This is a genomic window from Pseudomonas sp. B611, assembly GCF_055407965.1.
In genome coordinates this window covers 26150-40322 of the sequence record NZ_JBUZST010000014.1, presented here as the reverse complement: position 1 = coordinate 40322, position 14173 = coordinate 26150, and the positions used below count along the sequence as shown (strand labels likewise).

Below are 14173 nucleotides of genomic sequence, written 5' to 3'. Positions count from 1 at the left end.
GGGGTCACTGCTCGGTCAGCTGGGTCCACAACGCCGGCGCACCCGCCGACTTGGCAATCGCTTCCAACCGCTGCGCATGCTCGAGCAAATCCTGCTCGCTGGCACGGATGATGGTGATGGGTTTGCGATCCGCCGACAGGCGACGGATTTCCGAAGGGCGGTTGCCCGAGCCTTCCGCCGAGCCACTGCCGTCCGAGGCGTTACCGGCCAGGGACAGGCTGGTCTGCCCACCGGTCATGGTCAGGTAGACGTCGGCAAGAATCTCGGAGTCGAGCAAGGCGCCGTGGAGTTCACGGCCGGAGTTGTCGACGCCATAACGTTTGCACAACGCATCGAGGCTGTTGCGCTGACCCGGGTGCCGCTCACGGGCCATCATCAAGGTATCGAGGATCGAGCAGTGCTTGGAAATGTCCGCGCGATCTGTCGCCCCCATCAGGGCAAACTCATTATTGATGAAGCCGACGTCGAACGCCGCGTTATGGATGATCAGCTGGGCGCCGTTGATGAATTCGAAAAACTCATCGGCCACTTCAGCAAAGCGCGGCTTGCCCTTGAGGAACTCGTCGGTGATGCCGTGGACGCCAATCGCGCCTTCGTCACTGTCGCGATCAGGTTGCAGGTAGACGTGGAAGTGACGACCGGTGAGGCGCCGCCCCATCAGTTCGACACAGCCGATTTCAATGATCCGGTGGCCATCGGTCACCGGCATGCCGGTGGTTTCGGTATCGAGTACAACGGATCGGATGGCCATCAGGGTTCAGCTCTCAACGGGTGGTGTATTTCAAAGGTCGAGATTTTAGCACGTCATGCCCCAAGCAGCCCAAGGCTGGCCCAAGGCCTTGACGTTTGGACAGTTTCTTACACTCTTTCGCAAAGCCGCCGCAGTTTGCCCAGGGCCCCCTTGTTAGCCTGCACGCCCCAGCCAACCACGGATTGCCTACCCCCATGAACCTTTCAAAAGCCCTGTGCGCCCTGCTGCTGATGGGCAGCGCCTGCACGGCGCACGCCACCAGTTTCGTCATGACCACCGACTTTATGGTCAGCCTCTCCATGAGCGCCACCAAGGGCACCAGCTCTTCATTCAAGGATGACAAGATTGTGCAGGCGGCCAGGGATGACGCCGAAGCCTTCGTCGCCAGCGACGGCGAGATCCGTGGTGTGCGCCTGGAGTCGGCGCTGGTGCATGTGCGAGAACGCCTGCCCGGGCAAACCTATAGCGATATGCAACTGGCCCAGGCCATCGCTGCGCTGTAGGCGTCAGCTCTGCTTGTAACCGCGCACTTCGTCCACACCCCGGTTGGCCAACTGGTCGGCGCGTTCGTTGCCAGGATGGCCGATATGGCCGCGCACCCATTTCCAAGTGATGTCATGGCGATTGCACTGCTCGTCGAGCAGTTGCCACAGGTCGGCATTTTTGACCGGTTCCTTGGCGGCAGTCTTCCAGCCACGCTTCTTCCAGTTGACCATCCACTCGTTGATGCCCTTCATCACATACTGCGAGTCGGTCACCAGCAGCACATTGCAGCGGCGCTTGAGTTCTTCCAGGCCGCGAATGGCGCCCATCAGCTCCATGCGGTTGTTGGTGGTGTTGGCTTCGCCGCCCCACAGTTCCTTCTCCACGCCCTTGCACACCAGCAACGCGCCCCAGCCGCCAGGGCCCGGGTTGCCTTTGCAGGCGCCATCGGTGAAGAGTTCTACGGTATCGGTCATCGGTTACTCGGTTCGAAATCAAAAAGAAGTTTTACGGTTCGCTTTGCTTGCGGTTGACCTTGGCCATCGGCATCGGCACGAGCTTGCCCATGGGTTCACGCCGTAGCTGGCGCACGGGCCGCAGGCCCACCACGATCTTGCGTGCCACCAATAAATAGAAGCCGCCACCCGACAGTTGCCAGGCGCCAGCGCGGCGCTCCCAGCCGGCCAGCCGGGCTTGCCACTTGGTCGAGGCAAGCGGCGGACGATAGCACCCGAAGCGGCGTTTCTCCAGCGCGAAGCCCAGCAGGTTCAGCCAGTCCCCCACCCGTGACGGCGAGATACAGCGCGCCTGGCGCAGGCCATCGTGGGCGAACACATGGCGCAGGCCCCAACTGCTCCAGGGGTTGATGCCGACAATCAGCAAATGGCCACCCGGGCGCACGCTGCTCGCCGCTTCACGCAGCAGGCCGTGGGGCGACAGGCAGAAATCCAGGCCATGCTGCAACACCACCACATCGGCGGCGTGCTCGCTCAGCGGCCACGCCTGCTCCTCACAGACAATCTCCACCCCCGGCAGCGGTGCGCCGAGGCGCACATTGCGTTGCACCTGCGGTGCGGACGGCGGGGTCTGGGCCGAGGGGCCGTAATGCACGAGGTAGCCACCAAAGAACCGGCCCAACTCGTCTTCGAGCATGCGCCGCTCTTCATCCAGCAAAAATTGCCCGATCGGCCCCGACAGCCATTCGCGGGCGGCGCTGATCAGGGCCAGCCACTCAGGATCGGCCTGGGCGAACGCTTTATCAGTCATTGCATTCTCCAACTCGCCTAGACGTTCTAAGATGCACCAATGTGTTCAGCTTGGCGAATCGAAGAATGATACAGATCAGTGCCCTGCCCGCCTTCACCGATAACTACATCTGGTTGTTACAAGACCCCAAGACCCAGCGCTGCGCCGTGGTCGACCCCGGCGATGCCGCGCCCGTACTGGCCTGGCTCGAACAGAACCCTGGCTGGGCCCTCAGCGACATCCTGATCACCCACCATCACCATGATCATGTCGGCGGTGTCGAGCAACTGAAAAGTGTTACAGGCGCCAAGGTCTACGGCCCGGCGCACGAAAAAATCCCCGCGAGGGACGTCGCCCTCGACGACAACGACCGCATCAGCGTACTGGGCTGGGACTTCGATGTTTATAGCGTGCCCGGCCACACCCTTGGCCATATCGCCTTCTACCACCAGGGCGTGCTGTTCTGTGGCGACACCCTGTTCGCCGCCGGCTGCGGGCGCCTGTTCGAAGGGACACCGGAGCAGATGCACGCGTCCCTTGAGCATCTGGCGTCCCTGCCTGCCGACACCTTGGTGTATTGCACCCACGAATACACACAAAGCAACCTCAAGTTTGCCCAGGCGGTGGAACCGCACAATGCCGACATCGCCGAACGGGTGGAAAACGTCCGCCAGCTAAGGGCTCGCGGCGAGATGACGTTGCCGTCCAACCTGGCCCTGGAGAAGCGTACCAACCCCTTCCTGCGCACCGCTGAAACATCCGTTAAACAAAAAGCGGACGAACGGAATGGTCGCGACAACCGCCCGGGGGCCGAGGTATTTGCTAGCTTGAGGGCATGGAAAGATAAGTTCTAAGGCAACGCAATCTGATACGTAATTTCTGAATGGTTGACCGGAACCAAAGCGCTTTCTAGAATCGCCCGACATTTTTGCCCGGAACTTACTTCCAGCCAATGTCGTCATCTATTCGTAAATCCATCTCTTCAGACGCATTGACCCGCCTGGCTCAAGCCGTGGCGGTGGCTGTGTCCGCGACTCTGGCGGGCTGCCAATCGACAAATTACGCTGCACAATCCACCGTGCAACCCAAACCGAATCTTGCTGCCAAGATCAAGCAAAAACCCGTTATCTGGCTCTCAGAGAAGCCTGCCCCGGAAGTGCCCCAGGATGTCTGGGAACGCATGCGCCGGGGCTTTCAATTGCAGGACGGCGTCGGCGTCAACCCGCGCATCGAGCAACAGCGCCTGTGGTTCGCCAGCAACCCGTCCTTCCTGGAAAACGCTGGCGAACGCGGCAGCCTCTACATTCATTACATCGTCGAACGCCTTGAAGAACGCAACATGCCCCTGGAGCTGGCGCTGCTGCCAGTGATCGAAAGTGCCTACAACCCAATGGCCTATTCGCGCAGCGATGCAGTCGGCTTGTGGCAATTCATCCCCTCCACCGGGCGCTACTTCAACCTGCGCCAGACCCGTGCCTACGACGGCCGTCGCGACATCACCGCCTCCACCACCGCCGCCCTGGACTATCTGACCCGTCTGCACGATATGTTCAACGGCGACTGGCTGCTGGCCCTCGCCGCCTATAACGCTGGCGAAGGCACGGTGAGCCGGGCCATCGAGCGCAACGAAAAGCTCGGCCTGCCCACCGATTACTGGAACCTGCCACTGCCCCAGGAAACCAAGGACTACGTGCCCAAGTTCCTGGCGCTGTCCCAGGTGGTGCTGGCGCCCGAAGCCTACGGCGTGAACCTGAACCCGATTGCCAACCAGCCGTACTTCGAAGTGGTTGAAGTCAAGCAGAGCATGGACCTGTCGCGGGTTGCCGCGCTGGCCGAGATCGACGAAGACGAACTGTTCCAGCTCAACCCGGCCCTGAAGCAACGCACCACCCTGGACGGCCCCCAGCATCTGCTGGTGCCAACCTCCAAGGCGCAACTACTGACCAGCACCCTTTCGACGATGAAGCCGGAAGAATTGCTGAGCATGCGCCCGAAAAAGCCGGTGTTCGACGAAGTTGAAACCAAGGCCGTTGCCGGGCGCACCCGCAGCTACAAGGTGCGCAGTGGCGACAACCTCACGTTGATCGCCAAGGCCAACAAGGTCGATGTGCACGACCTGCAACGCTGGAACAAGCTCAATGGCCAGCAACTCAAGGTCGGCCAGACCCTGGTGATGCAGGACAAGCGCAAGCTGGTGGCCAAGGCCGGCAGCAAGAAACCCGTGCAATACAAGGTGCAGAAAGGCGACTCGCTGTATATCGTCGCCAAGCGTTTCAACGTCGAGATGCAACATCTCAAGCGCTGGAACCCACGCACCGGCCAGGCGTTGAAGCCCGGGCAGATGCTGGTGGTTTCCGGGCCGCGCTGATAACTCAGCGTCCGGGGCAAGGCTTGCCTGTGGCGAGGGAGCTTGCTCCCGCTGGAGTGCGAAGCGCTCCCAAGATTTTGGGGCCGCTACGCAGCCCAGCGGGAGCAAGCTCCCTCGCCACAACAAACCCGCTCCCACATTGGTTTATCGCCATTTTCAAGATGCTTTTTCCAACCGGAACAAGCTGTTACTGTACCGATCATAAAGCCCAAGCCGCCTGGATCGGATCTCTGACTTGAAGCGTCCCCTCCTTCTACTAATAAGTCTGGCCTTGAGCTTTACCGCGAACGCGACCATTACCGAGAGCCACGGTTATACGCAGTTCGGCGTGCTCAAGTACCCGGCCAAATTCACCCACTTCGATTGGGTAAACCCTGCAGCGCCGAAAGGCGGGACCTTGCGGGTCATGGCATTTGGCACCTTCGACACGCTCAACCCTTACACCTTCAAGGGCTCCAGCCCGGTTTCCACCCCCAATTTCCTGCAATACGGCGTCAATGAGCTGAACGAGCCGTTGATGGTCGGTACTGGCCAGTACGCGCCATCCGGTGATGAACCCACCTCCAGCTATGGCCTGATCGCGCAGTCGGTGGAGTACAGCGAGGACCGTAGCTGGGTGGTGTTCAACCTGCGCCCGGAAGCACGCTTCCATGATGGCAAGCCGATCACTGCCAATGACGTGGCATTCTCCTATCGCACCCTGCTGACCGAAGGCCACCCGCAATACCGCACCAACCTGCAAGAGGTGGCGCGGGTCGATGTGCTCAACCGTCACCGCATCCGCTTTGTCTTCAAGCGTGCCGGCAACCCGTTGCTGATCCTGCGCCTGGGCGAGTTGCCGGTGCTGCCCCAGCACTACTGGAAAGACCGCGACTTCAAGGCCACCACCTTCGAACCGCCACTGGGCAGTGGGCCGTACCGTGTGACCAAGGTTACCCCTGGCCGGCAATTGGTGTTCGAACGGGTCAAGGATTACTGGGGCAAGGACCTGCCGGTCAACCAGGGCTTCTATAACTACGACAAGGTCGAAGTGGAGTTCTACCGCGACAGCGACGTGGCCTTCGAAGCCTTCAAGGCCGGTGAATTCGACATCTATATCGAACACCAGGCGAAGAACTGGGCGACCGGCTACAACTTCCCGGCGGTCAACCGTGGCGATGTGATCAAGGCGCAAATCGCCCACCAGATCCCCACCCAGAGCCAAGGCCTGTTCATGAACACGCGCCGGCCCACGTTCAGCCAGACCAAGGTGCGCGAAGCCCTGGGGCTGATGTTCGATTTTGAATGGACCAACCGCACCCTGTTCAGCAGCGCCTATAAACGCACCCTGAGCTATTACCCCAACAGCGAATTCTCGGCGACCGGCGTGCCGCTGGGCCATGAATGGCTGCTGCTCTCGCCGTACCGCGACCAGTTGCCGGTGAACCTGTTCACCCAACCCTTCAGCCTGCCGCAGACCGACGGTCGTGGCATCCCGCGTGACACCATGCGCCGCGCCCTGGCCCTGCTCGGCGAGGCCGGCTGGAAGCTGTCCGGCCAGCGCCTGCTTAACAGCGATGGGCAACCGCTGCGCTTCGAAATCCTGCTGGTCAACCCGAACCTGGAGCGCATCCTGCAGCCCTATGTCGAAAACCTGATCAGTATCGGCATCGACGCACGCCTGCGCACGGTTGACCGCGCCCAGTACAAGCAGCGCCTGGATCAATTCGACTACGACATGATCCTGATCACCCTCAACCAGACCCTGAGCCCCGGCCTTGAGCAGTGGCAGTACTTCCACTCCAGCCAGGCCGCGATCAAGGGCAGCAAGAACTACGCAGGCATCAATAACCCGATTGTCGATCACCTGCTGGAACAACTGCTCGCAGCGCAAACCCGCGACGCACAACTGGCCGCCGGCCGCGCCCTTGACCGGGTGCTGCTGTGGCAGCACTACAGCATTCCCAACTGGTATCTCAACTATCATCGCGTGGCGTACCGCAACCGGTTCGCCTTTGTCACCACGCCGCCCTACAGCCTGGGCCTGAGCGCATGGTGGCTGAAAGCTTCGGAGAAAGCCCAATGACGTATTTGCGCAACGCATTGATCGCCAGCCTGTTGCTGTGCAACCTGGCCCACGCCGCCCCGCAACATGCGCTGACGCTGTACAACGAACCGCCCAAATACCCCGCCAACTTCAAGCACACCGACTACGTCAACCCCGACGCGCCCAAGGGCGGCACCTTCCGCGAATCCAGCCTGACCGGCTTTGACAGCTTCAACCCGTTTATCAGCAAGGGCGTGCCCGCCGACAATATCGGCCTGATCTACGACACCCTCGCCACCCAAAGCCTCGACGAACCCTTCACCGAATACGGCCTGGTGGCCGGCAAGATCGAAAAGGCCCCGGACAACAGCTGGGTACGCTTCTACCTGCGCCCCGAAGCGCGCTTCCACGACGGCCACCCGATGCGTGCCGACGACGTGGTGTTCAGCTTCGAAACCCTGATCAAGGACGGCACCCCGCTCTATCGCACCTACTACGCCGATGTGGACGAAGTCATCGCCGAAGACCCGTTGCGCGTGCTGTTCAAGTTCAAGCGCACCAACAACCGCGAATTGCCGCTGATCCTCGGCCAATTGCCGGTATTGCCGAAACACTGGTGGGCCACCCGCGACTTCAACAAAGGCAACCTGGAATTCCCGCTGGGCAGCGGTCCTTACCAGGTGGCCGAGGTCAAGGCCGGGCGTTCGGTGCGTTACGAGCGGGTCAAGGACTACTGGGGCAAGGACCTGCCGATCAACAAGGGCCTCTATAACTTCGACCAGCGCATCACCGACTACTACCGCGACGCCACCGTGGCGCTGGAGGCGCTCAAGGCCGGGCAGTTCGACTACTGGGCCGAGTTCAGCGCGAAGAATTGGGCCAACGCCTACAACGTGCCGGCGGTGGCCGAAGGCCGTTTGGTCAAGGAAGAGATCCCGAACGGCAATCCCACGGGGATGCAGGGCTTTGTGTTCAATGTGCGCAAACCGATGTTCGAAGACGTGCGCGTGCGCAAGGCCATCAGCCTGTTGCTGGATTTCGAATGGAGTAACAAGCAGCTGTTCAACGGCGCCTACACCCGCACCCGCAGCTACTTCGAAAACTCCGACATGGCCGCCACCGGCCTGCCCGGCCCGGACGAGTTGGCAATCCTTGAACCGCTGCGCGACAAGATCCCGCCGCAAGTCTTCACGCAAGCCTTCGCACCGGCCAAGACCGACGGCAGCGGCATGATCCGCGCCCAGCAGCGCGAGGCCTACCAGTTGTTGCAGGAAGCCGGCTGGAAGATCGTCGACGACAAGATGGTCGATACCACCGGCAAACCGGTGACCATCGAGTTCCTGCTGGCCCAGACCGAGTTCGAACGCATCCTGCTGCCGTTCAAGCGCAACCTCGCCGACTTGGGGATCGACCTGGTGATTCGCCGGGTCGATGTGTCCCAGTTCATCAACCGCCTGCGCTCGCGAGACTTCGACATGGTGGTGGGCAGCTTCCCGCAATCGTCGTCACCGGGTAACGAACAGCGCGAGTTCTGGAAGTCCACCAGTGCCGACAAGCCCGGCAGCCGCAACTACATGGGCCTCAAAGACCCGGCTGTCGATCAACTGGTGGAGCAACTGATCGATTCCGACACCCGCGTCAGCCTGATCGCCCACGCCAAGGCCCTGGACCGCGTGCTGCAGTTTGGCTACTACGTGATCCCCAACTGGCACATCAAGACCTTCCGCGTGGCCTATTGGAACAACCTCGGCCATCCAAAGGTTTCGCCGCTGTACGACGTCGGCATATCCACCTGGTGGAGCAAGCCGAATGTGCAGCCGCCCGTTAACCCCCAAACGAGCGCCGACCCGGCGAGCGGAGGCGATTAAATGCTGGCCTATATTTTTCGCCGCCTATTGCTGATCATCCCCACGCTGTTCGGGATCTTGCTGATCAACTTCATCATCATCCAGGCCGCGCCAGGCGGCCCGGTGGAGCAGATGATCGCCAAGCTCGAAGGCTTTGACGGCGCCACCAGCCGCATCGCCGGCGGCGGTGCCGAAGTCGCGGTGGCCGGTTCCAGCTACCGCGGCGCCCAGGGCCTGGACCCTGCGCTGATCAAGGAAATCGAGAAGATGTACGGCTTCGACAAGTCGGCGCCGGAACGGTTGTGGATCATGGTCAAGAACTACGCCCGCCTGGATTTTGGCGACAGCTTCTTCCGTGACGCCAAGGTCATCGACCTGATCAAGGAAAAGATGCCGGTGTCCATCTCCCTCGGGTTATGGAGCACGCTGATCATGTACCTGGTGTCGATTCCCCTGGGGATCGCCAAGGCCACGCGCCATGGCAGCCACTTCGACGTGTGGACCAGCTCGGCAATCATCGTCGGTTACGCGATCCCGGCGTTCCTGTTCGCCATCCTGTTGATCGTGGTGTTTGCCGGCGGCAGTTACTTCGACTGGTTCCCGTTGCGCGGGCTCACCTCCAACAACTTCGACGAGCTGAGCTGGGTTGGCAAGATCCTCGATTACTTCTGGCACCTGGCGCTGCCCATCACCGCGTTGGTGATCGGCAACTTCGCCACCATGACCCTGCTGACCAAGAACAGCTTTCTCGACGAGATCAACAAGCAATACGTGGTCACCGCCAAGGCCAAGGGCCTGACCAACCACCGCGTGCTCTACGGCCATGTGTTTCGCAATGCGATGCTGCTGGTGATCGCCGGGTTCCCGTCGGCCTTTATCGGCATCTTCTTCACCGGCTCGCTGCTGGTGGAAGTGATCTTCTCCCTCGACGGCCTTGGCCTGATGAGCTTTGAAGCGGCGATCAACCGTGACTACCCGGTGGTGTTCGGCACGCTGTTTATCTTCACCCTGCTGGGGCTGATCGTGAAACTGATCGGCGACCTCACCTATACCCTGGTCGATCCACGCATCGACTTCGCCAGCCGGGAGCATTGAGATGAATCTATCCCCCCTCAATCGCCGCCGGTTCGAGCGGTTCAAGGCGAACAAGCGTGGCTGGTGGTCGCTGTGGCTGTTCCTGATCCTGTTCGTGCTCAGCCTGGGCGCGGAGTTGATCGCCAACGACAAGCCACTGGCGGTGCACTTCGACGGCGACTGGTACTTCCCGGCGCTCAAGCGCTACCCGGAGACCACCTTCGGCGGCGAGTTCCCCCTGGAAGCCAACTACAAGAGCCCGTACATCCAGGAGCTGCTCAAGGCCAAGGACGCCTGGACCTTGTGGGCGCCCATCCCGTTCAGCTACCAGAGCATCAACTACGACCTGAAAGTGCCGGCCCCCGCGCCGCCGTCCAGCGTCAACCTGCTGGGTACCGATGACCAGGGCCGCGACGTGCTCGCGCGGGTGATCTACGGCTTTCGCGTGTCGGTGCTGTTTGCCCTGACGCTCACCGTGCTCAGCTCGATCATCGGCGTGATCGCCGGCGCCTTGCAGGGCTTTTACGGCGGCTGGGTGGACCTGGCCGGGCAGCGCTTCCTGGAAATCTGGTCCGGCTTGCCGGTGCTGTACCTGTTGATCATCCTCGCCAGCTTCGTGCAGCCCAACTTCTGGTGGCTGCTGGGGATCATGCTGCTGTTCTCCTGGATGAGCCTGGTAGACGTGGTGCGCGCCGAGTTCCTGCGCGGGCGCAACCTCGAATACGTGCGTGCGGCGCGGGCGCTGGGCATGCAGAACGGCGCGATCATGTTCCGCCATATCCTGCCCAACGCGATGGTCTCGACCATGACCTTCATGCCCTTCATCCTCACCGGCGCCATCGGTACCCTCACCGCCCTGGACTTCCTCGGCTTTGGCTTGCCGGCCGGTTCGCCGTCGTTGGGCGAGCTGGTGGCCCAGGGCAAATCCAACCTGCAAGCGCCGTGGCTGGGCATGAGTGCGTTTGCCGTGCTGGCGATCATGTTGAGTTTGCTGGTGTTTATCGGCGAGTCCGCTCGCGATGCCTTCGACCCGAGGAAATGAGATGAATCAGGACAATCTGATCGAAATCCGCGACCTCAGCGTCGAGTTCGTCACGGGCGAGCACTCCCACCGCGTGGTGAACAACGTCAGTTTCGACATCAAGCGCGGCGAAACCATCGCGCTGGTGGGCGAAAGCGGCTCGGGCAAGTCGGTGACCGCGCACTCGATCCTGCGCTTGCTGCCCTACCCGTTGGCACGCCACCCTTCCGGCACCATCGAGTACGCCGGGCAAGACCTGCTGACCCTGAAAGAAAAGTCCCTGCGCCATATTCGCGGCAACCGCATTGCGATGATCTTCCAGGAGCCGATGACCTCGTTGAACCCGCTGCACTCCATCGAGAAGCAGATCAACGAGGTGCTCGGCCTGCACAAGGGTTTGCAAGGCAAGGTCGCCACCCAGCGCACCCTGGAACTGCTCGACCTGGTGGGCATCCCCGAACCGCACAAGCGCCTCAAGGCGCTGCCCCACGAATTGTCCGGCGGTCAGCGCCAGCGGGTGATGATTGCCATGGCCTTGGCCAATGAGCCGGAATTGTTGATTGCGGATGAGCCGACCACCGCCCTCGACGTCACCGTGCAGTTGAAGATCCTCGAGCTGCTCAAGGAATTGCAGGCGCGCCTGGGCATGGCCTTGCTGCTGATCAGCCACGATCTGAACCTGGTGCGGCGCATTGCCCATCGCGTGTGCGTGATGCAGAAAGGCTGCATCGTTGAACAGGCCGAGTGCGAAACGCTGTTCCAGTCGCCCCAGCACCCCTACACCCAGGAGCTGCTGGCGGCCGAGCCCAGCGGTGGCCCGGCCACCAATGTGGTGGGCCCGCCGTTGCTGGAAGTCGATGACTTGAAGGTCTGGTTCCCGATCAAGAAAGGCTTCTTGCGCAGTACCGTGGACTACGTCAAGGCCGTGGACGGCATCAACTTCAGCCTGCCCCAGGGGCAAACCCTGGGGATTGTCGGCGAGAGCGGCTCGGGCAAATCCACCCTGGGCCTGGCGATCCTGCGGCTGATCGGCAGCAAGGGCGGTATTCGCTTTGAAGGCCAGCAACTGGACCAACTCACCCAGCAACAGGTGCGCCCGCTGCGCCGGGAAATGCAGGTGGTGTTCCAGGACCCGTTTGGCAGCCTGAGCCCGCGCATGTGCGTCAGCGAGATCGTCGGCGAGGGCCTGCGCATTCACAAGATGGGCACGCCGGTGGAACAGGAAGCGGCGATTATCGCGGCGCTCAAGGAAGTCGGCCTGGACCCGGAATCCCGCCATCGCTACCCCCACGAGTTCTCCGGCGGCCAGCGCCAACGCATCGCCATCGCCCGCGCCCTGGTGCTCAAGCCACGCCTGATCTTGCTGGATGAACCTACCTCGGCGCTGGACCGCACAGTGCAGCGCCAGGTGGTGGAATTGCTGCGCAGCTTGCAGGCCAAGTACAACCTGACCTACCTGTTTATCAGCCATGATCTGGCGGTGGTAAAGGCGCTGAGTCATCAGCTGATGGTGGTGAAACAGGGCCAGGTGGTGGAGCAAGGCGAGGCGAAGGCGATTTTCGCCGACCCGCAGCACCCCTATACCCGGCAGCTGTTAGAAGCAGCCTTCCTCGTACCGGCCTGACACAACACAGTTCAACATGTGGGAGCGGGCTTGTGTGGGAGCGGGCTTGCTCGCGAAAGCGGTGGATCAGTCACTGGATGAGTTGACTGACCCACCGCATTCGCGAGCAAGCCCGCTCCCACATTTGACTGCGGGCGCCTCAACATACCAATAGCATCCAATATCATTTGCGCACACCCCGTCCCTTTGCTTTAATCGCGACCAATTCTTATTTACGCCAATCCTTTTGCGCTGGATGGATATTGTGTCGACCTCTTTCACCTACCTCTACGGCACCCACCACAGCTGGCTGCTCGGCCTGTTGCGCCGGCGCCTGAATGACCGCTGGGATGCCGCCGACCTGGCCCACGACACCTTCATCCGCATCCTCAACCGCCCGCTCGTCGAGAGCGATCACCTGCGCCAGCGCTCCTACCTGGCTACTATCGCCCGGGGTTTGTGCATCGATCACTGGCGCCGCCGCCAACTGGAAAAAGCCTGGCTCGACAGCCTGGCCTTGCGCCCGCAAGACACACAGCCGTCGCCGGAACAGCGCGCAATCATCGTCGAGACGCTCTACGAAGTAGACGCCATGCTCGCGCGCCTGCCGCGAAAGGTCAGCGAAGCCTTCCTGCTCGCCCAACTCCATGGCCTGCCCTACCAGCAGATCGCCGGGCAGTTGGGCGTGGGCGAGCGCATGGTCAAGAAATACATGGCTCAGGCCCTGTTGCACTGCGCGATCCTCGAAGCCGAACTGGACGGGATGCTGGTGCAATGAACAGCCCCGGCACGCTCAGCCATGCCAGCCTGGAACAGGCGGCGCAATGGTATGTGCGCTTGCAGGCCCCAGGCAGCGCCCAGGAGCAACAGCGCTGGCAGGCCTGGGTCGCGCAGAACCCCGAGCATCTGGCGGCCTGGCAGTATGTCGAGCGTGTCAGCCAACGCTTTGCGCCGCTGCTGGAGCAGCCGCAAAGCGCCGGCCGGGCCTTGCGCAGTTCCCGTCGGCAAACCCTCAAGACTTTGCTGGTGCTGTGCGGCGGTTCGACACTGGCCTGGGGCGCCTGGCGCAACACCGCCCTGCCCCGACTGGTGGGCGGTTGGAGCGCGGATTACGCCACCACCCGTGGCGAAACCCGCGATGCATTGCTGGCCGACGGCAGCCATGTGTGGCTCAACGCGTTGACAGCCCTGGATGTGCGCTTCGATAGCACGCAACGCCTGTTGCAGCTGCGCTTTGGCGAGGTGCTGATCGACACCGCCAAGGACGCCCACCGGCCGTTTCTGGTGGACACCGAACACGGCCGCCTGCAAGCGCTGGGCACGCGCTTCAGCGTGCTGCATGACGAACATCGCACCCACCTGAACGTCTTCGACGGCCGCGTGCAAGTCAGCACGCTCAGCGGGCAAGTGCGCATTATCGAAGCCGGCCAGCAAGTCTGGTTTACCCGCGAACACTTCGACACAACTACCGCCGCGTCCCCTGCACGTGAAGCCTGGAGCCACGGCGTACTGCTGGCCGACAACCTGCCGCTGGGCCAACTGATCGCCGAACTCAACCGCTACAGCCCCGGCCACCTCGGCTGCGATCCGGCGGTAGCGCAGTTGCCGGTGATGGGTTCATTCCCGCTCAAGGACAGCGACCACGCCTTGCACCTGCTGCAAGCCGCATTGCCGATTCGCCTTGAGAGCCCGCTCCCTTGGTGGGTCACCGTCGTCCCCAAATAAAAATCTGCCTGCGCCAGTTCCCCTTTTGAA

General features: G+C 61.8%; 13 protein-coding genes. 10 read left to right on the top strand and 3 right to left on the bottom strand.

Annotation, left to right across the window (positions count from 1 at the left end; genetic code table 11):
• Positions 1-4: 4 nt before the first annotated feature.
• Positions 5-745 (bottom strand): DNA polymerase III subunit epsilon, encoded by a 741-nt coding sequence (dnaQ, locus tag ACZRMO_RS23265; protein ID WP_370695320.1) that lies wholly within the window; start codon positions 743-745, stop codon positions 5-7.
• Between the two features lie 200 nt (positions 746-945).
• On the opposite strand from dnaQ, the gene ACZRMO_RS23260 reads away from it, so the two are divergent.
• Complete coding sequence (locus tag ACZRMO_RS23260; RefSeq protein WP_463974318.1) at positions 946-1254, top strand: DUF2388 domain-containing protein; 309 nt, start codon at positions 946-948, stop codon at positions 1252-1254.
• A 3-nt stretch (positions 1255-1257) separates the two neighbouring features.
• Here the strand turns inward: ACZRMO_RS23260 and rnhA are convergent, their stop codons facing one another.
• Entirely contained in the window at positions 1258-1710 is a 453-nt protein-coding gene (gene rnhA, locus ACZRMO_RS23255) for a ribonuclease HI (protein WP_017738572.1), read from the bottom strand.
• Positions 1711-1741: 31 nt separating this feature from the next.
• On the bottom strand, positions 1742-2500 hold the full coding sequence (locus tag ACZRMO_RS23250) for a class I SAM-dependent methyltransferase (protein WP_017738571.1): 759 nt from the start codon (positions 2498-2500) through the stop codon (positions 1742-1744).
• Positions 2501-2565: 65 nt separating this feature from the next.
• Between ACZRMO_RS23250 and gloB the strand changes: the two genes are divergently transcribed.
• From gloB to ACZRMO_RS23205, 9 genes are all read left to right on the top strand, one after another.
• The gene (gloB, locus tag ACZRMO_RS23245; RefSeq protein WP_463974317.1) at positions 2566-3333 is read left to right on the top strand and encodes a hydroxyacylglutathione hydrolase; all 768 of its coding nucleotides are present in this window, start codon (positions 2566-2568) and stop codon (positions 3331-3333) included.
• Positions 3334-3431: 98 nt separating this feature from the next.
• The gene (locus ACZRMO_RS23240; RefSeq protein WP_463974316.1) at positions 3432-4847 is read left to right on the top strand and encodes a transglycosylase SLT domain-containing protein; all 1416 of its coding nucleotides are present in this window, start codon (positions 3432-3434) and stop codon (positions 4845-4847) included.
• 235 nt (positions 4848-5082) lie between these two features.
• Positions 5083-6912, top strand: coding sequence for an extracellular solute-binding protein (locus ACZRMO_RS23235; RefSeq protein WP_463974315.1), 1830 nt, complete (start codon positions 5083-5085; stop codon positions 6910-6912).
• A complete protein-coding gene (locus ACZRMO_RS23230; RefSeq protein WP_463974314.1) occupies positions 6909-8741 on the top strand; it encodes an extracellular solute-binding protein in 1833 nt (610 codons plus the stop codon). The genes ACZRMO_RS23235 and ACZRMO_RS23230 overlap by 4 nt, the downstream gene beginning before the upstream one ends.
• Positions 8742-9815 carry a microcin C ABC transporter permease YejB gene (locus tag ACZRMO_RS23225; RefSeq protein ID WP_463974313.1) on the top strand — a complete coding sequence of 358 codons (1074 nt, stop codon included), beginning with the start codon at positions 8742-8744 and terminating at the stop codon, positions 9813-9815.
• A gap of 1 nt (position 9816) precedes the next feature.
• Complete coding sequence (locus tag ACZRMO_RS23220) at positions 9817-10836, top strand: ABC transporter permease (protein ID WP_017738565.1); 1020 nt, start codon at positions 9817-9819, stop codon at positions 10834-10836.
• Between the two features lies 1 nt (position 10837).
• Entirely contained in the window at positions 10838-12439 is a 1602-nt protein-coding gene (locus ACZRMO_RS23215) for an ABC transporter ATP-binding protein (protein ID WP_463974312.1), read from the top strand.
• A 235-nt stretch (positions 12440-12674) separates the two neighbouring features.
• Positions 12675-13196, top strand: a complete 522-nt coding sequence (locus tag ACZRMO_RS23210) for a sigma-70 family RNA polymerase sigma factor (RefSeq protein WP_463974311.1) — start codon at positions 12675-12677, stop codon at positions 13194-13196.
• Positions 13193-14143, top strand: a complete 951-nt coding sequence (locus ACZRMO_RS23205) for a FecR domain-containing protein (protein WP_463974310.1) — start codon at positions 13193-13195, stop codon at positions 14141-14143. Before ACZRMO_RS23210 ends, ACZRMO_RS23205 begins: the two co-directional genes overlap by 4 nt.
• The last annotated feature ends 30 nt before the right edge of the window (positions 14144-14173 follow it).

Bases quoted from the DNA above. Each gene is read 5' to 3' on its own strand.
- ACZRMO_RS23260 (WP_463974318.1), top strand. From the start codon at position 946: ATGAACCTTTCAAAAGCCCTGTGCGCCCTGCTGCTGATGGGCAGCGCC.
- rnhA (WP_017738572.1), bottom strand. From the start codon at position 1,710: ATGACCGATACCGTAGAACTCTTCACCGATGGCGCCTGCAAAGGCAAC.
- ACZRMO_RS23250 (WP_017738571.1), bottom strand. From the start codon at position 2,500: ATGACTGATAAAGCGTTCGCCCAGGCCGATCCTGAGTGGCTGGCCCTG.
- gloB (WP_463974317.1), top strand. From the start codon at position 2,566: ATGATACAGATCAGTGCCCTGCCCGCCTTCACCGATAACTACATCTGG.
- ACZRMO_RS23240 (WP_463974316.1), top strand. From the start codon at position 3,432: ATGTCGTCATCTATTCGTAAATCCATCTCTTCAGACGCATTGACCCGC.
- ACZRMO_RS23230 (WP_463974314.1), top strand. From the start codon at position 6,909: ATGACGTATTTGCGCAACGCATTGATCGCCAGCCTGTTGCTGTGCAAC.
- ACZRMO_RS23225 (WP_463974313.1), top strand. From the start codon at position 8,742: ATGCTGGCCTATATTTTTCGCCGCCTATTGCTGATCATCCCCACGCTG.
- ACZRMO_RS23220 (WP_017738565.1), top strand. From the start codon at position 9,817: ATGAATCTATCCCCCCTCAATCGCCGCCGGTTCGAGCGGTTCAAGGCG.
- ACZRMO_RS23215 (WP_463974312.1), top strand. From the start codon at position 10,838: ATGAATCAGGACAATCTGATCGAAATCCGCGACCTCAGCGTCGAGTTC.
- ACZRMO_RS23210 (WP_463974311.1), top strand. From the start codon at position 12,675: ATGGATATTGTGTCGACCTCTTTCACCTACCTCTACGGCACCCACCAC.
- ACZRMO_RS23205 (WP_463974310.1), top strand. From the start codon at position 13,193: ATGAACAGCCCCGGCACGCTCAGCCATGCCAGCCTGGAACAGGCGGCG.